The 17,979-nt window shown below is 38.2% G+C and carries 17 protein-coding genes; 3 read left to right on the forward strand and 14 right to left on the reverse strand.

The annotated features are described in order from the left end of the window. Position 1: 1 nt before the first annotated feature. From B5X53_RS03010 to B5X53_RS19000, 4 genes are read right to left on the reverse strand one after another with little or no spacing between them, the layout of a single operon-like run. Positions 2 to 1,078, reverse strand: a complete 1,077-nt coding sequence (locus tag B5X53_RS03010) for an efflux RND transporter periplasmic adaptor subunit (RefSeq protein ID WP_079711766.1) — start codon at positions 1,076 to 1,078, stop codon at positions 2 to 4. Positions 1,079 to 1,087: 9 nt separating this feature from the next. Beyond that, positions 1,088 to 2,395: a TolC family protein gene (locus tag B5X53_RS03015; RefSeq protein WP_079711767.1), complete on the reverse strand. Its 1,308-nt coding sequence runs from the start codon at positions 2,393 to 2,395 to the stop codon at positions 1,088 to 1,090. A 21-nt stretch (positions 2,396 to 2,416) separates the two neighbouring features. Continuing rightward, the gene (locus B5X53_RS03020; RefSeq protein ID WP_079711768.1) at positions 2,417 to 3,568 is read right to left on the reverse strand and encodes an NAD(P)/FAD-dependent oxidoreductase; all 1,152 of its coding nucleotides are present in this window, start codon (positions 3,566 to 3,568) and stop codon (positions 2,417 to 2,419) included. Further along, on the reverse strand, positions 3,565 to 3,711 hold the full coding sequence (locus B5X53_RS19000) for a hypothetical protein (RefSeq protein ID WP_157822090.1): 147 nt from the start codon (positions 3,709 to 3,711) through the stop codon (positions 3,565 to 3,567). The genes B5X53_RS03020 and B5X53_RS19000 overlap by 4 nt, the downstream gene beginning before the upstream one ends. Before the next feature lie 395 nt (positions 3,712 to 4,106). On the opposite strand from B5X53_RS19000, the gene B5X53_RS03025 reads away from it, so the two are divergent. Further along, positions 4,107 to 5,357, forward strand: a complete 1,251-nt coding sequence (locus B5X53_RS03025; protein WP_079711769.1) for a S8 family peptidase — start codon at positions 4,107 to 4,109, stop codon at positions 5,355 to 5,357. A gap of 102 nt (positions 5,358 to 5,459) precedes the next feature. Here B5X53_RS03025 and B5X53_RS03030 read toward each other — a convergent pair whose 3' ends face one another. The 5 genes from B5X53_RS03030 to B5X53_RS03050 form a co-directional block, all read right to left on the reverse strand. Continuing rightward, positions 5,460 to 5,777, reverse strand: a complete 318-nt coding sequence (locus B5X53_RS03030) for a hypothetical protein (RefSeq protein WP_079711770.1) — start codon at positions 5,775 to 5,777, stop codon at positions 5,460 to 5,462. Between the two features lie 79 nt (positions 5,778 to 5,856). Next, the gene (locus B5X53_RS03035; protein WP_079711771.1) at positions 5,857 to 7,233 is read right to left on the reverse strand and encodes a TolC family protein; all 1,377 of its coding nucleotides are present in this window, start codon (positions 7,231 to 7,233) and stop codon (positions 5,857 to 5,859) included. Positions 7,234 to 7,241: 8 nt separating this feature from the next. After that, a complete protein-coding gene (locus B5X53_RS03040) occupies positions 7,242 to 8,615 on the reverse strand; it encodes an HlyD family secretion protein (RefSeq protein ID WP_079711772.1) in 1,374 nt (457 codons plus the stop codon). A gap of 2 nt (positions 8,616 to 8,617) precedes the next feature. Then, entirely contained in the window at positions 8,618 to 10,282 is a 1,665-nt protein-coding gene (locus tag B5X53_RS03045) for a peptidase domain-containing ABC transporter (protein ID WP_079711773.1), read from the reverse strand. A 181-nt stretch (positions 10,283 to 10,463) separates the two neighbouring features. Next, on the reverse strand, positions 10,464 to 11,747 hold the full coding sequence (locus B5X53_RS03050; RefSeq protein WP_101023049.1) for a Kelch repeat-containing protein: 1,284 nt from the start codon (positions 11,745 to 11,747) through the stop codon (positions 10,464 to 10,466). A 122-nt stretch (positions 11,748 to 11,869) separates the two neighbouring features. Between B5X53_RS03050 and B5X53_RS03055 the strand changes: the two genes are divergently transcribed. After that, positions 11,870 to 12,520, forward strand: coding sequence for a flavodoxin family protein (locus B5X53_RS03055; RefSeq protein ID WP_079711774.1), 651 nt, complete (start codon positions 11,870 to 11,872; stop codon positions 12,518 to 12,520). Positions 12,521 to 12,576: 56 nt separating this feature from the next. On the opposite strand, the gene B5X53_RS03060 is transcribed toward B5X53_RS03055, so the two are convergent. The 5 genes from B5X53_RS03060 to B5X53_RS03080 form a co-directional block, all read right to left on the reverse strand. Continuing rightward, the gene (locus tag B5X53_RS03060; protein WP_079711775.1) at positions 12,577 to 12,729 is read right to left on the reverse strand and encodes an SsrA-binding protein; all 153 of its coding nucleotides are present in this window, start codon (positions 12,727 to 12,729) and stop codon (positions 12,577 to 12,579) included. Positions 12,730 to 12,909: 180 nt separating this feature from the next. Beyond that, complete coding sequence (locus tag B5X53_RS03065; RefSeq protein ID WP_079711776.1) at positions 12,910 to 13,320, reverse strand: hypothetical protein; 411 nt, start codon at positions 13,318 to 13,320, stop codon at positions 12,910 to 12,912. Between the two features lie 31 nt (positions 13,321 to 13,351). Further along, entirely contained in the window at positions 13,352 to 15,394 is a 2,043-nt protein-coding gene (locus B5X53_RS03070; RefSeq protein ID WP_079711777.1) for a M56 family metallopeptidase, read from the reverse strand. A 3-nt stretch (positions 15,395 to 15,397) separates the two neighbouring features. Further along, entirely contained in the window at positions 15,398 to 15,763 is a 366-nt protein-coding gene (locus B5X53_RS03075) for a BlaI/MecI/CopY family transcriptional regulator (protein ID WP_079711778.1), read from the reverse strand. A 63-nt stretch (positions 15,764 to 15,826) separates the two neighbouring features. Further along, positions 15,827 to 16,840 (reverse strand): carboxypeptidase-like regulatory domain-containing protein, encoded by a 1,014-nt coding sequence (locus B5X53_RS03080; RefSeq protein WP_079711779.1) that lies wholly within the window; start codon positions 16,838 to 16,840, stop codon positions 15,827 to 15,829. Between the two features lie 115 nt (positions 16,841 to 16,955). On the opposite strand from B5X53_RS03080, the gene B5X53_RS03085 reads away from it, so the two are divergent. Next, the gene (locus B5X53_RS03085) at positions 16,956 to 17,903 is read left to right on the forward strand and encodes a calcium/sodium antiporter (protein ID WP_079711780.1); all 948 of its coding nucleotides are present in this window, start codon (positions 16,956 to 16,958) and stop codon (positions 17,901 to 17,903) included. Positions 17,904 to 17,979: the final 76 nt, after the last annotated feature.

The raw sequence follows: 17,979 nt of genomic DNA on the forward strand, positions 1-17,979 counted from the left end.
CTTACCGAATTTCGAGCCTGGTCCCGTTATATAATTTTCCTTCGGCGGTAGAGATATAGGACTCCCCTGCATTAAGGCCTGAAAGTATTTCCACCTCATCCCCAACCGTTCTGCCTAGTCGCACCCATCTTAAAATGGCTGTGTTTTGCTGGCTTGGTGTATAAATTCCGTGCAGATCCCCACGCGTAACAAGGGCTGAAGCCGGAATTAAAACAACCTCGCTGTTTTCCCTAGCGGTGGTTGGGAACTGAACGCTGGCATACATTCCCGAATAGATCGAGGCATCTGTCTCCTCCAGGGCTACTTTTACAACATACTGTCCTCCTGAATTCCTGGCGGAAGTGCTTATTTCTGAAACTATTCCTTTTAAGGTTTCTCCGGAAGATTTCACCAGTACATCGACTTCTGTTCCCTGTTTAACTGAAGCTATTTCAGATTCCGGCACACTCGCCTTTACTTCAAATTTTCCGGGAACTTCCAGGTTGAGTAGCGGCATTCCGGGATTTGCCATATCACCAACCTCCACATTCTTAGCTGTAACCACCCCATTAAAAGGAGCTACAATATTGGAATAGGCAAATTGTGCGTTGATCTCGTTCTTTTGCTGGGTTGCGCCTTCAAGTCTTGCTTTTGCCATTTCATACCTCGCGGTGATGTCATCCATTTCCTTTTGGGTAGCGCTGTTGTCTTCAAACAAAGACTTGTAGCGTTCAAAATCCTTTTCGGCATTATTGAAAGCTGCGGTAGCTTCAGTGATTCCTGCATTCACCTGTGCCCGCTTTGCCTGTAAGTCGGCATTGTTTATTTCGATTAGCAGCTCACCTTTTTTCACCTCATCTCCCACTTTGGCATTCACCCGGGTGACATAACCCATATTTCGGGTGCTTAAAGTGGCATTTTCAACAGCTTCTATTTTTCCGCTAAAAGTGAGGAAAGATTGATCAGATCTTGAAGGGGTTTTCACGGTAACTTCCACTGCCGGGGCATTTTCTGCAGTATTTTGCTCTGGTGAATCTCCGCAACTAAAGAGTAGGGTTGTTGCTCCCAAAAGACTCAGGATATATAATTTAGTTTTCATAAGTGACTGTTATTTATTTAAAAATTCAAGTTGTGCCTGTGCGTAATTGTATTCAAAAATGGTTTGTGCGTATTCCAGTTGTTTCTGGGAAAATTGTGCTTCGGCTGTAAGCAGGTCACTGGTTTTCTCAAGGCCCTGCTCGAACCTATTGGAACGTATGCGCAAAGATTCTTCAGCTTGTTCCAGCGCCAAGCGGGTTAGGTTGAGGTTATTTTCAGCATCCTTAACGGCACGGCTGGCCCTGTTCTTTTCCATCTCGCTCCTGGAAACATACGAATCGTATTCCAGCCTTGCTTTTTCATAGGTTGCCCTGCTTTTCTGAAGCTTTCCGAAGCGCTTATAACCTTCAAACACGTCCCATTTCAGCTGAATTCCCGCAAGATATCCGCTGGCATCCCCGGCAAAGACCTCGTCATCGTAAAGTTCATAGCTTCCAAAGGCATTAAGGCGGGGCAGGAAAGACATCTTAACTGCCTGCAGCATTTCGCCGTAAGCCTCAGTAGCCAGTTCCATCGCCCGGATATCTGCCCGGTCCGGAGAAACAGTCTCTAAATTTCCCTGAACAGGTACCGAAACTTCCAAAGGATCTGTAGGCTCAAAAATGGTATTTACAGGTTCGTTTAAGAGGTACGCCAAATAATCGGATGCGTTGATCACGTTACTCTTCGCATACTGCAGCTGATTATTCACTTCAGAAACTCTGATCTCCACGGAAAGCACATCAGATCGTTGCAGGTATCCCTGTTTATAGCTGTCATTCGCCAGTTTTTTATTGGCAAGTGCTGCTTTTTGTGCACTCTCCAGAACTGTTACAGCCTGCTGCGCAAGTTGCAGCTGCATATAGGCTTTTTCCACCTCCAGCACCATATAATCTACGGTACGATCCGTTTGTAAAGCAGTTGCATCCATCTTCTTTTTAGCCGCTTTTCTCTGGTAGATCCCATTCACATTGATAAGTGGTTGTTCTACTTCGATCTTTGTAGCAAAATTGTCGATCCTCTCGGGGTTGTTTAAAAAGTCAGGATTAAAGTCCTCTTGGGTAACTATTCCCTGGTTAAGTTTAGATCCAAAAGCCATCAATGGATTCGTTGTGGTCATCCCGGTATGGGATACTGCCACATTCGGCAAAAAGATCGAATTCGTTTGCCGGTAGTCTCCCCTTGATTCGAGGAATTCCTGCTGCGATATCTTGATCTTCCTGTTATTTTCCTTTACCAGCTGTATGGCTTCGCTCCGGGAGATTGGCTTCGTTTCCTGGGCCTGTAACCACAGTCCCGGCAGTAAAGCCAGTATCATTATTATATATTTATTCTTCATCGTTTCGTTTACATTTTCTGGTTAAAAGTTTTTGAAGAACCAGGATTTCTCATCCCACCATTTGGAAAAGTGTCCCCATTGGGCGGGAGTTTTCATTTTCACATCATTCTTCCCGGTAACCGAAAATCTTCCTCCGGTCTCACTGGCTTTTCCTTTCCCGACTTCGATAAAGTATTTTCCTTCGGGCACGAATGTTTGGTCAGGCTTCTGGTTAGCCAGTTTTCTGTCAATATTATGGGCTACAACAGCTGCCTGCTGCCTTGCAAAAACCCCGATCTTTGGTAGCACAGATCCATTTTTAGCTGTCACGTGGGTGATGTCACCAATCGCGTAAACATTTGAAAATTTGGTTTCCAGCGTTTTGTTATCGACATCTACCCACCCTGATTTTCCTGCTAAATCACTCGTTTTGATCACCTCGGGTAGCAGGTGCTTTGGAGTATATGCCAGAAGATCATAAGAATAAATTTCACCATTGCTGAATTCCAGCGAATTTCCTGAAACAATTTTCAACTCGTAGTTTGGATAATATTTGATCCCTTTCTTCTCCAGCAGCTCCCTTAGTTCCTGTGAAGCTTCAGCCCCTGCGAATTCCATAGGGCCTGCTTCAGGAGTGTAAAGGGAAACAGTGGTGTTTTTAAGGAGGTTGTTCTTTCCAACATAATCTTCTATAAGCATAGCTGCCTCATAAGGTGCTGCCGGGCTTTTGAACGGAAGGGAAGAGACCAAAATAGCAATTTCACCTCCGGCGAATTTTTTCAATTGAGTATAAAAATCTTGAGCTCCTTTTAGGGTGAAGAAATTGAAGCCGTATTTCCGGAGGTCAAAAGCATCTGTTTGTGCAACTCCAAGAGAAACTACCATATGATCTCCCTTGTACTGCTTTCCTTTAACAGTCACAGCAATATTTTTAGGATCTATGTTCTCTATTTCTCCTTTAATAACCTCCAGCCCCGAAGCATCCAGCCTATGTATACGCTCTGTGATCTCCTCCTGTTTGCTTTTTCCAACCATCACCCATGGGAGAGAAGGGGAATACACATTGGTTTCCTCTTTTTCGAAAACCAGGATCTTTACCAGGTTGATATCTTCTTCGTTCCCGCTATGTCTGCTCAATTCCCTGGCAGTTACAATTCCGCCTTGTCCGGCTCCTAATACTAAGATGGTCTTCATGATTGATTATTTTTAAGGTTAATATTGTGAACCCTTATTAGCAAAGCTTTAGGTTCTATTGGTGTAGGTTGCAGGGTAAAAACCAAGGCTTCCATAATTACTATCAAGGATTTTTTAAAATACTGGTGTAGCTTGTTCATCATTCAAGATTTTTAGTGCTTTGAGTAAAAACTCAAACAATTTTTATTTCTAATTTGATGACAAAATTAGGACGTGGGTTAGCTGTGGAAAGCTACTTTTGTTACATAAAAGCCTGATTGATAAGGGCGCATACGGGAATGTTTATTAGTATCCTATGATGCAGATCAGGTTTTTAAGAATCCGTACAAAAGAATTTAAATTTTAGTAGGATTACACTTATAGGAATAAAATATATTTCAAGCTTATAGAACTACTAGAAACAGTAGATTTCAACAAAAAATTTCAAAAATTCAATAATGATATTATCAAATTATTACGATAAAAGTTTGGAAATTGTCGATATAGTGATAGTTTAGACGAATCTATTAACCTTTAATTAATCAAACATTTTATTTTTATGAATTTAAAAAATTTTAAATCGTTCGCGGTAACTGCCATAGCTGCCGCTTTTTTTGTGTCATGTTCTCAGGACGAAGCACGGGAACAATCTATGGATGAAGAACTGGTAGCTCCTTCTTCAGCCGATATTATTGAAGGCCAGTATATCGTGGTTTTTAATGAAGATGTTACCGGAAATGCTTCTTCAAAATATCCGGAAAGTTATACCAAAGCCCAGGAGGAAGTAGCGAACACTACTAAGAGAGTCTTATCTGAAGCTAATATTCCTGATACCGAACTTTTAGCAGTTTACAGTAAAACAATTAATGGCGCTGCGCTAAAACTTAGCCTGGAGCAGGTTGAAGCTTTAAGAGGTAAAAAAGAAATCGCTTTTATCGAGGAAAATAGAATTGTACAATTCGCTCCGCCTTGTGGAACGCCAAACGGCGGGCCTTGTGATGAAGATCCGGGCGATGGAGACGATGGGGGAGGAGACTCTTCTCAAGATGTACCTTACGGAATTACACGTGTTAATGGTGTAGCTTCTTACACTGGATCTAACGTGGCCTGGGTAATTGATAGCGGGATTGACACAGACCATCCTGATCTTAATGTAGATGCTTCAAGAGGCTTCAATGCTTTTACCTCAGGAAAAGACGGAAAATCAACCGATGATGGAAATGGTCACGGAACGCACGTTGCCGGAACCATCGCAGCTTTAAATAATGATTTTGGAGTCGTAGGTGTAGCTCCGGGAGCTTTAGTAATTCCGGTAAAAGTTTTGGATAGTCGTGGTAGCGGTTCTTACTCTGGTGTAATAGCCGGTGTAGATCACGTTGCTGCTTACGGTAGTGCAGGCGATGTTGCTAATATGAGCCTTGGCGGACCAACTTCAGATGCGTTGGATAATGCTGTACTTTCAGCTTCAGAAAATGGAATTATTTTCGCCCTTGCAGCCGGAAATGAAAGTTCTGATGCGAATACCAGTTCTCCTGCGAGAGTGAACGGAACAAATATTGTAACAATTTCTGCAATGGATTCTAACGATAACTGGGCTTCTTTCTCTAATTACGGGAACCCACCGGTAGATTATGCTGCTCCTGGAGTTGCTGTTAATTCTACCTGGAAAGGCGGTGGTTATAATTCTATAAGCGGAACTTCTATGGCATCACCACACGCTGCCGGAGTTTTATTATTAGGTAGTGCCTCTACAGACGGTACCGTAAACGGAGATCCTGATGGAACTGCCGATGCGATTATTGTACACTAAAAAATAGCTTAAATTTTATACTGAAAAGCATCGCGCTGGCGGTGCTTTTTTTATATAGCTAAGAATCGTTTAAGATGAAATTATTCGTTAATGGTTAGAAAATTACTCCATGATTTTTACAGAAATGGGATCTAAACCTTTTTCCGTTTTTTCAACTTTAACTTCAACTTTCTGTCCTTTTTCTAATTCTGAAAACTCTACAGTATTACCATCTCTGGTTAATTGAGTATTATCATTAAAATATAGTTCCAAAGTTTTATTATCATCTATTTTTACATAGATTTCATCTTTAGAAGGTTCCACTTCTTCTATTGTTCCCTGGTAAGTTCCAGATTCAACAACATCTGAACTTTCCCCGCAGGAAACCATGAAAAGAAAAACACTTAAAAAAGCAACGGATTTTAAAATTTTATTGTTCATAATTTTAATATTTTGATTATTTATAAAGTTACGAATAATAAATTTTGGTAGGAGAAACCTAAATGATATCAGATAAAATTTACTGAACTGGGTTTCCCCCCAAGGCCTGAAGATATTCTGCCTGGGTTTTTAAATATTTAACCTGAAGATCTAATTGTTCCAGCCTGGCTTCAATAAACCGGGTTTCGCGGGTATTGATTAAAAAGATTGAACTTTCTCCGAAATTGAACTTACGCACTTCAGCCTGAAGTAAGACGTTGGAGTCCACAACCATTTGTTCTGTCATTTCAATTTGCTCTAGAAAGGCCTGTAGTTGTTGTTCTAGGGCGTTAATCTTGGCTTGTAGCTGGTTATCTTTAAGATTGAGCTCCAGTCTGGCATCCTGTAATTCGTATTCAGCTATCTTGAGGTCGCCTCGTTCCCTTCTTAAGAATAAAGGCATTGAGAATTTCACACCTGCTTTGTAAGCACTGGCATTAAAAGTTTCAAAATTATCGGGTTCTTCTGAAAGGAAATTATATTCCAGATCAATCTTTGGTAATAGCTGATTAATTCGATAACGTTTTTCTATCTGAAGCGCTTCTATTTTTCGCCTGTAAAATTCTAATTGCGGGTGGGTGTCTAAGTTTGCTTCCGGAATTTCAGAAATTAAGGTACGAAAAACTTCTTCGGTACTTACCGGAGACACCTGTTCCTCCAGAATAAGTGGTTGATCCTGATTCCATAAATAGGTAGAAAGTTCCAGTCTTTTTTTTCTGAGTTCTACCAAGGCCTGATTGGCCTGCAATCTTCGCTTTTGAATATTTAGACTTGCTTCTACAGTATCTATACCAGCAACTTCGCCCGTCTGGGCGCCGCGCCTGATTCCGCGGTAGCGTTCATTTGCATTTTCCAGGAAATCCTCAAAAATCTGTAGTTTCTGGTGTGCCCGTAACCAATCAAAATACACAAAAGAAGCATCAAGAAGAATATCATTTATTATTAATTGCTGCTCAGCACGACTTTGTTCCCGGTATGCCTGGGCTTTGCGTAAGCCCGCCATTCGGGAGTTAATCCAAAGTCCTTCTCCAACAGATAAAACTACCCCAGCCTGAAATAAACCGGCCTCCGGTACTTTATTTTGCGGATTTACATACGTGCCTTGATTTTGCTGAAATCCGCCTTTTAATTTTATTCCGTACCACATAGGTACCTGTAGTTGTGCATCAAGAAGATCGTAATATTCGGTTCCTTTATACTCTTTTTCCTTATAATCTACTTCAAACCGAGGATCAAATGCGCCTCTTGCTGATTGTACCTCGGCATCACCAATATTTCTCACTAAACCGGCCTGGCTAACCACGGGATGTTCGCTTATTACAATATCTAAAAATTCGGTATAACTCAGGCTGTCTGTTTGGGCAATTGCCGAAGAACAAATAAAAAACAGGATAGTAAAATAGTGTACAAAGCGCATTTATTTGTCTACTTTTTATTATTATTTTTTGCAGCTTGATTTTCGGTATTACCACCCGTTTCTGGTTCATAATAGTTAGGTGGGAAACCATTTAGGTTTCGCCATAATTCATACCAAATTGGAACATTTTCTAAGAGGGCGATGGTTTGCGCGCCACTGCCGATACCAATCTGCTCGGGCCAGGGATTATCTTCAGGATCTGGCGCAAGAAGTACACGGTATTTACCATTTTTAGAAATATAATTTTCTACCGCTACAACTTCGGCACCATAAGTACCATAAGAAAGGTTGGGCCAGCCACTAAAAATAATAGAAGGCCAACCATCAAATTGAATACGTACATCTTCGCCAACGTGAATTAATGGCAAATCCAGGGGCCTTACATAAGTTTCTACAGCCATTTGATAGTTGGAAGGCATTATACCAACTAATTGTTCTCCTTGGGAAAAAGTCTCACCTAAACCGGCGCGCAGTGCTTTATTTACATAACCATCCTGGGGCGCGAGGATATAATATAAACTGCTGCGTTGTTCGTAATTTGAAAGCTGAATTTGAAGTTTATCAACTTCAGCGAGGGTACCAAACTGGTTACTTTGTGTGGTAAAAATTTCCTGCCGGGTTTTAGAAATTTTATCAGCATATTCAGCAGAAATACGGTTGATTTCAATTTCAGCATTTATTACTTCATTTCGGCTGGCTAAAAGTTGATTTTCCTGGGCTATTAATTGCGCCTGGGCTTCCTGCAATCTTAAACGTCTTGCTTCTAAATCGGTTAAAGATTTCAGACCTTCTTCCTGCAGGGTTTGCATACGTTCAAATTGCGTTCTGGCAATTTCTACTTCGGTTTTGGCTGCTTCCAGTTTTATACTATCGCTTCGAACTTTTAAGCCGGCTTGCGCCAGCTTATTAGTAGCCATACTTCGTTTTAACTCGCGTTCCTGCTGCTGCGCGTCTAATTGCTGCCTGAGTGCATTAATCTTTTGGTCATACGAATCAGCCGACTGGCTTTTTGCATCTATTTGGCTGGAAGTTCTATTGATTAATAGAGGATCAAAATAATCACTGCTTACCTCTGAAATTCTCAAAATAGTGTCTCCTCTATTTACAAAATCACCTTCGTCAATATACCATTGTTCAATTTTGCCCGGAATGGGAGATTGTATGGTTTGCGGGCGGTGTTCAGGACTTAGCGTGGTAACATTTCCGCTGGATCTTATATTTTGCGTCCAGGGGAGAAAGAGAATAATTATAAATAATAAGAACATTCCAATAAGCACCTTATTGAAGATGGTGTAGTGCTTTCTATTAAATACGAATTTCCCCGATCTTGAATCAGAAAGATCTATGCGTTCATTTAATTTTTCTTCAGAAATATTCAGCATATCTACAGGGATTTAACGATTTTGCCGTCCTCTAATTCCAGGCGCTCATCACAAATATCTTTCCATAAATCATCATTACTGGCTACAATTAAGCTCCATTTATGCTGCGGATCGGTTAAAAACTTCAATATCCTTTTCTTTTCCTGAGGTTCAAATTTTGTAAAAGGTTCTTTTAAAATAAGTATTGCGGGCTTTTTCACAATAGCCCTGGCCAGGATTATTCTTTGTGAAATAAGCGTAGACAAATACCTCCCTTCAGGATGAATTTGAGTGTAAATGCCGTTATTTTGCTCTCTTACAAATTCCTTTAAGCCCGAATGTTCTAATGCCCAATCTATATCCTGATCTGAAATAGATTCATCTCCAAAAGTTATATTCTCCCAAAGACTGCCTTCAAATGGAATTTCATCTGGTAATAAAGTGCCGAGATATTGCCTGTATTCATTTAAAACCAGGGTATGACGGGCAAGATCGTTTATGTAAATCTTACCTTTTGTAGGGCTAAAAATACCGGCAATTAGTTTTAAAAGGCTGGTTCTTCCATTTCCTGGCGGGCCGGTAATGACCAGATACTTTCCAGGATTAATCGTAAAATTAATTCCCTTTAAAACCGAATAACCTTCAGGTTCAAATGCCACGTCTTTAAATTCTAATTTAATACCATTTACCGGGTTTACAGAATTCTGATTTTCGGCAGGTTCTAAGGGTTTATCTACAACCTGTCCCAATTTTTCCAGAGAGGTAAGGGTATCGTAAATATCCTCAAGGCCGCGTATCATCTTCTCTACTGAAGAAATAATCAATAAAATTATGATCTCGGCGGCTACAAATTGACCAATATTCATTTGCTGATTTAGAACCAACATTCCTCCAATAGCCAGCAGACCGCCGGCTACCAGAACTTTAAAAACAATCAGTTTGATGTATTGAATTTTAAGAACACCAAAATGCTCTTCCCGTTCTCTTAGGTATTTTTCGGTAAGTCTATCGTTTTTATCCAGCGCCAGCCTGCTTCGGCCAGAAATTTTAAAACTATTTAAATTACGGGCCACTTCCTGGATCCAGTGAGCAACCTGGTATTTGTTCTTCGATTCGTCTAAGCTGGTTTTTAAACCTTTTTCAGCGGTAAACTTAAAAACTATATAAAGTAATAGCACCAGTAATAATCCGTATAAAATAAAGAACGGATGATAAAGAGAGAGCAGGATAACTCCAAAAACAACCTGAACTGTGGCTGCCGGAAGATCCAGCAAAATCTTACTTACTCCATTTTGAACTTTTATGGTGTCAAAGAATCGGTTTGCCAATTCTGGCGGATAGATATTTTGTAAAGCTTCGCTTTTAATTTTTGGGAAACGATAAGAAAACTCAAAACTGGAACGGGTAAAAATTTTTTGTTGAATATTTTCTGCCAATCTAAGTTGCAGTAGTTCGAAGACTCCAACCAAGCCTACTGCGAGGGTAACTAAAATCACTAAAATAACCCAGCTGGTACTAACTTTTCCTCCCTGGATTAAATTTACAATTGCCTGGATTCCTAAGGGAACTGCTAAATTGATTAAACCGGCAAAAAGTGCATAAAATAGAATATGGCTTACATCTCGCTTGTCTAATTTAAGTAAATTCCAAAGTCTTTTTACCGGAGTACCTGGTTTAGTTTTGCTCATCAATTAATACTATGCAGTTTAAAAGCGATTTTTCTATAATATGCAAAAATAATTTTCAATAGAATTTTTAACTAGGGTTTAATCCAATTTTAACGCTTGTTCTAGTTTAATTTCTGTCTAGGTCTCGGTTTTATTTTATTTAGAATGCAAATTTATTTGATTTATAATTAAGATTAAAATACTATTTATCGTTTTTCCTATTCAGCGTTACTTTAAGGTCTTCTTTTTTACCCGCTCTTTTAATAATTAATTCTCCTGTATTTTGATTTCCTTTTATTTTGAGTTCAAATTCTGAACGTGGGGCTAAAATGAAAGGGAGACTTTTCTTGTTTACAATATTGAAGTTATCGCTAATGTTTATTTTGGTAATCACAATGGCCTGGTTGCCGCCTTTATGAGAAATTCGAAGACTTTTAGTTTCTTCTTTTGAAAAATCAAGATTGTCTTCTGAGGCTCTTAATTCACCCGCAAGGATAGCATCGGTACTAAAATTAAGGGAATTGTCTTGCGCAAAAACCTCAAAAGAATTTAGTTCGGGGCCGCCGCCACGGTTTCCACTTCCTGCGCCAATAATAATTTGTTTATTAATAGTGATTGCCTGGGTGCCGTGCCGGCCTTCTTTTAAAGGGGGCAGGCTATCCCATTTTCCTTCGGCAAAATCAAAGATTTCAGCTTCGTTGTGAGCTTCTTCCTGCGCATCGCTTTCACCTCCCAAAATCACAGGATTATGATCTAAAAGACCAACCGCTGTACCGCCTCTTGGCGTAGGAATTTCAGAAATAGTTTTCCATTCTTCGGCTTCAAAATCGTAAACATCTGTGGCTTTTACCGTACCGGCAAATCCGTTTCCTTCAACACTTCCCGATTTTCTTCCGCCGGCAACAAAAAGTATATCCCCGGTTATTACCGCCTGGAAGTGATCGCGTTCATTAGGCGAATTTAGAAGTTTTTTCCATTTATTATTATAAACATCATACTCATCAAACCAGTTTACCCAGCCCGAAGTATGCCCATTGGTAATTCCGTTTATTAAATAGATCTTTTTATCTTTTACTACAACCCCGGCTGCACCGCGCCTTCTATCTGCAGGGATTTCCGGGCCTTTGATCCAAAGATCTTCCAATGGATCGTAAATGTAAATATGAGGGATAGGGTCTTCATCTGGCCAGCCGCCGGTAAAAGCACCTAAAATATATACCAGTCCGTCCAGACTCACCGCCTGGGTGTGGTGAATTTCCAGGGGAGGTTGTGCGCCTTTTTTCCATTTCTGGTTTTCGGTATCGTAGATATCAATTGGTTTATTACCGCGACCCCCAATTAAAATAAACCGCTTTCCTGCCTGTACAAAGGCATTTTCGTGGCGTTCCTGTGCTTCTTCATTGGCAGGAAGTGTTTTCCAGGATTGAGAATTAAGGCTTAATACCGAAAAACAAAAAATGCTAAGTAAAAGGTATTTCTTCATCATAATTAATACTTTACCATAAATATAGGGCTTCTAACAAAACACTAAGGTAGGTTTAACCAAGCCTTAACTGCTTTAGGTTTGGCTTTTTAATAAGTTGCAGTGTAAACCATAAAATCTAAATTATGAAACTGAAAGCTTTATTTTTGAATTGTACCCTTAAAAAATCTCCTAAAACTTCTAATACCGAGGCCTTTATTGAAGAAGCCGAAAAGGTGTTTAAAGATCTTGATGTTTATACCGAAATTGTTCGCGTGGTAGACCATGATGTGAAATTTGGTGTTACCTCTGATGAAGAAAATGGAGATGAATGGCCTAAAATATTAAAGAAGGTTAAGACCGCCGATATTTTAATTCTTGCTACACCAATTTGGCGTGGAGATCGTGGTGCTGTTGCAAAAATGGTTGCAGAACGTTTTGATGGAATAATGGAAGAGGGAAGCGAAGAAAACGGGCAATTCCCAACCTATAATAAAGTGGCCGGAGTTATGGTAGATGGTAACGAAGACGGTGCTAAAAAAGCAATTTCCAGTATGGTTTTTGATCTTTCTGAACACGGATTTACGGTGCCCGTGAACGGATTTTGTTATTACGTTGGTGAAGCTGGCCCCGGACCAAGTTATATTGAAGCAGGAGGGAATAAACACGAATTCACCAATAACATGATGTTGCTTATGGCACACAACCTGGTGCATTTAGCAAAAACCTTAAAAGAAAATCCGTATCCTACTGATGTGAAAAAACTGGAAGAGAAAGCTAAAGAAATGAGTAAGTAAAAAAACGATTTTAATATTTTACAGAAAGCTCTTGAAAATAATTTTAAGGGCTTTTTTTAATCTAAAGAATTCCGGGTAACCCAGGATTTCCAGCCAATAATGGCCATTTGTACTTTACTGGCTTTTCTAAGGTCTAGTTCCTTTTTAGTATAACTAGGCAGGAATTTCTTATTAAGTTTTGAAAGTGCTTTAAAAATTTTCTTTTTCATTGTGGGTTGGTTTACTCGATCATCGAGATTTAAATGCCCGGAGCGTAATTCTTGAGTATGCTCCAAAGCGGTTTACTTCAAAGATATTGAAAATCAGGCAAAAGAAAAAGGCAGGGAATGAGCCTGCCTTTAATTCAAATTTAAATGAAAAGAAAAATTATTCCTAGTAAGTTTCTAATTTCAAAATCTGTATCTTATTCCACCACTGCCTCTTAGAACACTTGATTCTCTTAAAATTGGTGCTAATTCAATTTGAAAGCCAAAATTCTTTTTCTCAAAAGGATAAATATTTAAACCAACGGGGACAACTATACCTTCTAAACTCCCAATTCTTCCACCAACACCGGCATAGATATTAACTATTTCATTTCGTTTAAAAATATAATTAACGGCAAATTCCAGGCTTGTATCTTCTATATAATTATCGGCACCAATTCTAAGCTCAGGAAGAAACTTATTATTTATCTCATAACTTATTCCTACAAAAGGTAAATTAGATTGATGAAAACTAACCCCTAACTGAGCAAAGGATTTAATTGAGATGAAAAAAATGGATAAAACAAGAATACATTTTAAAGTAATTTTGTACATAGTTGATCGCTGGGTTAGTTAATACTATATTTTAGTTCTGCTTTGTATCTGAAGGTGATTTAGTAATAATTTCAATTACCCCATCTTCAGCATCTTCTCCATATTTTTCTAATGCAGCTTTACCTTTAAGAACATTAATGTTCTCGATGTTTTCCGGTTGCAGTTCCTCTTTCATAAACTCGGCACTTTTCTTTTTTCCATCAATTATAACTAAAGGAGAAGGTTGTTTCCGTTCATACGTGAAAACATTCGCTTTAACGCCATATCCCGTTACCTGACCGGATTTTTTATTTTTCTCATATTTCTGAAAAGCGTTTAGATCATCCGAATCAGAAAGACTGAAACTGTTGCCGGTCATTATTTTGTAATCTGATTTCTTCTGAAACCTGTTTTCCTTTTCCTGAACATTAATAGAACCAGTTCCGTTTAGGGTTTTATTATTTCCTTTATCTAAAGTTTTTGTAGTAATAATTACCGCCCCCTCTTTGGCTTCTTCGCCATAAAGAGAAATTGCGCTTTCGCCTTTTAGAACATTCACGCTCTTAATTAAACTTTTATCAATTAGCTCTATAATGTCCTTTTTACTTTTTTCGCCGTTTAGGATATAAATTGGATTGCCAGGAATCTCCTGAAGGTTTTTTGAAGTTTTTGTAGTGATAAGTATCACCCCATTCTCACCTTTCTTCCCAACGTCATCTATTGCCTCTTCTCCCTTAAGCACCTGCATTTCGGCTATTTCCTCCGGGTTTAATCTCTCTGCATCTGCTATAGAAACTATTTCCCCATCAATTTTATAAACTAAATTTTCAGGTAGTTTTTTGTGCTTTATTGGCGGAACCTCTTGTGCAATTAATTGAGAATTAACGGGTTCGCCTAATTTTTTATTACTAATTGAAATAAAAGCTATTTTACTGTTGTCATGAAATCGGGCACCAATTTTAAACGCTAATAAGTTCCCATCATCATTAGTTTCTGACTGAAATTGACGGCTGTCTCCAGTTTCTAAAGTATAGGTTATATGAATATTTTTAAGTTTATTATCTGAATACTGAATGTCTTTCCACTGAAGTTTTACATTTTTTTCAGCGAATGCATCCTGGTAGTTTTGAAGATCTTCTTTTGAAGTGTTTTCTGAAAAATGAGCTTCTAATAGTTTTTGATCTTCTTCAATATTGATATTCTGAAATTTTTTGTCATCTGAAGGAGTAATGCGGGCCTCGGTCTTGACATTAAAAGTTAGCATAAAAGCCAGGACAAAAGGAAAAACAAGGCTTATTTTCCAAAGTCCGGAGTTTTTAGATGGTTTTTTATTTAGCATAAGAATTCGTTTTTTGATAAATGAATGATAAAAATGATTAGTGAGCGCCGGTTGTAAGTTGGCAATAGAAACTTTTACCAGGGCTTGTTGATACGATTTTTTTGCGCCCGAAATAGCCACAGTTTCCCTGTCGGCAATAAATTCCAGGTTTTGTTCCACGCTCTTTTTATACAACCAGCTTAACGGGTTAAACCAGAGTAGGGCAGTAGTGAGATTAGCAATTAGAATGTCTGTAGAATGCCATTGCGCAGCGTGTATTTTTTCGTGCTGCAGGATCATTTGCAAATCTTTTTCTGAATGCGCGGCCGGATTGTAAACGATGAATTGAAAGAACGAAAAAGGACTTACGGTAGCCTCTGTTTTGAGAAAGCTAAAACCATCAGCTTTGTGTATTTGGCTTCGTCTAATAAGTTTTTGGATATTGAAAAGCTGCACCGAAATTTTTACCAGGAAAAACAGCGTACCAAGTAAATAAATTACACCTAAAATTTCCCAGGTCCCAGTAGTTGATATAATATCTTCTGAAGAAACATGGGTAGTCACAGGAACATCGTTGAAGGAAAAACTACTGGCTTCCACAGTCACTTTTCGGGTAAAATAAATGGCAGGTAAAACTGCAGAGGTTAAAATTCCACCCAGTAAAAACCTGCGATTTACCTGGAAATTGGTTTCTTTTTTCAGTAGAATAATATAGGCGAGATAAAAAATACATAACAGGCCGGCACTTTTAAGAAGATAATTTAGAAATGCTTCCATAAGTTATTCTTTTTTGTCCTTTTCTATAATTTCAAGGATTTCCCTAAGTTCCTTGGCACTTATTTTCTCTTCTTTAGCGAAAAAGGAAACCATACTCTTATAAGAATTGTCAAAAAAGCGTTTTGAAGTAAGGCTCATAATATGTTTTCTGTATTTCTCTTTAGAAATTATGGGATAGTATTGATGCGTATTCCCATAAGCTTTGTGCGCTACAAAGCCTTTGTCTTCTAAATGCCTCACAATAGTTGAAACCGTATTATAATGATATTTTTTATCCTGTATAAGCGGGATAATTTCCTTTACAAATGCTTTCTCTAATTGCCAGAGAATACGCATTACTTCTTCTTCTTTATTAGTTAATCTTTTCATTTATGATTTTGTTTGGTTATTTCAAAATTAACGAAAAAAATAGTTTAAATACTATTATTGTAGTTAATTTTCGATTCTATAATTTAAAGGCAAGGTTTCAGCCATTCGTTTATGGGCAATTTCTCCACTAAAAATTATAGAGTTTGGGGGTGAATGATTTCCCATTTCATCAATTATAAAACTACCTATTGTCTGAAAAGCTGATTGTTCCAAATCTTTATAAAGAATACTTATTTTGGAGGTAAGAAGTTTTACTTTCGTGAAATTTCCTGTATTATTTATTTCGAAAAACTTGTAAGGAGATACCTGGAATTTCTCGTGAAAAATCCTGAAATTATTTTCTACCAATTTTTTTGTGGCTAAAGCTCGCATAAAATGAAGTCCAGAGCCGGAATAACTATTTTTCCGGTTTTTGAAAATTTTTTTTCGAGGGTTTTTACGTAATTCTTCAAAATAGCTAGACCCCTCATAATAAACTGAATGAACTAAGCTTAACCCTGACGTTCCGGTCCTGAATTTGACTTCAAAATTCGTTAAATTGTACTTTATATTATAACTTAAATATCTATTTTTAATTATCAGATCCTGATTAGCTTGAGCTGTCAGGGTTTTAGTAGAAGGGCGGTAATTAAGCTCAAGAACTTCTTCATTCAAAATCTTACATTTACTGGCTGAGCTTGTCTTACCCAGAAATTCCTTTTGAAAAATTTCCAATTTTTTCTTTCGGCTCCAAGGATCTGTTTCTACAAAAACCGCATCTAGATTATCGGCTTTTTCTTTAAGATAAATATCAGGGATTTTATTAAGGCCGGAATAATTACTAACTGTTACCTTTTGAAATCCTAAAGAACTAATAATTAAAGGAGAAGAACTTTCTTTAGAACTTGCAATTTTATAAAATCCCTCCTCATTTGTTGAAACCCCTATACTGGTGCCATCGAAATATACCGAGGTGCCAAAAAGTGCCGTAGAATCTTCAGCACTGTAAACAAATCCACTTAGCTGTGTTTGTCCCTGGCAAATCCCTACAATTAGAAGAATACAGGCTGGTATTATTTTATTTAGGTTATTAAACATAATTCAAATATAACTATAAAAATAGTTTTAATACTAGAAAAATAGTTAAGTTAACAATTTTATGTTCATGATGAAACCTTGGTAGTTTCTTTTATCTTCGCAAAAAAAACTTTAGATGAGTATTGTTTTTATTCTTATTGGGCTTGCTTTGTTAGTGGTAGGGGGAGAATTTTTAGTTAGAGCTTCCGTAGCTATCTCTTTTAAATTCAATATTTCCCGAATGGTAATAGGCTTAACGGTGGTATCTTTTGCTACTTCGGCTCCAGAGCTTCTGGTGAGTTTACAAGCCGCTTTAAGTGGATTTTCTGATATTTCCCTTGGAAATGTAATAGGTTCTAATATTGCCAATTTAGGTTTGGTGCTGGGAATTACGGCGATAATTACTTCCATTTCTGTAGACAGGGAGTTTTACCGGTTTAACTGGCCGACAATGATGCTTTTTTCTATTGTACTTTACTACTTTTTATATACCGGTGGACATATCTCCCGTTTGGAAGGTCTCTTATTATTTATAGGCCTTATCGTTTTTCTAATTTTATTAATAAGAAGATCTCGTAGAAAAACTGAAATTGCGGTTGAAGGAATAGACGATTCCCTTAAAGATACTTCTAACTTTAAAATGATAATGTGGTTATTAATAGGAGGTGTTGCACTTTGGGGAGGCTCAGAATTGCTGGTAGATGGGGCCGTAGATCTTGCCACCATGTTAGGGGTAAGTGAACGAGTGATCTCGGTTACAATGATTGCGGTAGGTACGAGTGTGCCCGAACTTGCAGCTTCGGTTATTGCAGCCTTAAAAAAGGAAAAAGCGCTTTCGCTTGGAAACCTTATAGGGTCTAATATTTTTAATATTGCTTCGGTTTTAGGGATCACTGCAATGATTCAACCTATTTATATTCAGTCAGATCAGATACTTACTAACGACATTTTCTGGATGATTGGTATTTCTTTTGCCATAGCACCGCTCGCTTTCGTACCAAAAAGATTTCTTTTCACCAGATACAAAGGTGTGATTTTATTTGTGAGCTATGTAATTTTTACGGGTCTTGCATTTTTGGGTTAATTTTAAGGGGGTATATTAAGGAATACATAAAAATTTAAATCAGAGGGTTGATATTTGACGGGGTGTCTGTAAAAAT

Source organism: Salegentibacter salinarum (assembly GCF_900168115.1).
In the GTDB taxonomy this organism is placed as follows: Bacteria; Bacteroidota; Bacteroidia; order Flavobacteriales; family Flavobacteriaceae; genus Salegentibacter; species Salegentibacter salinarum.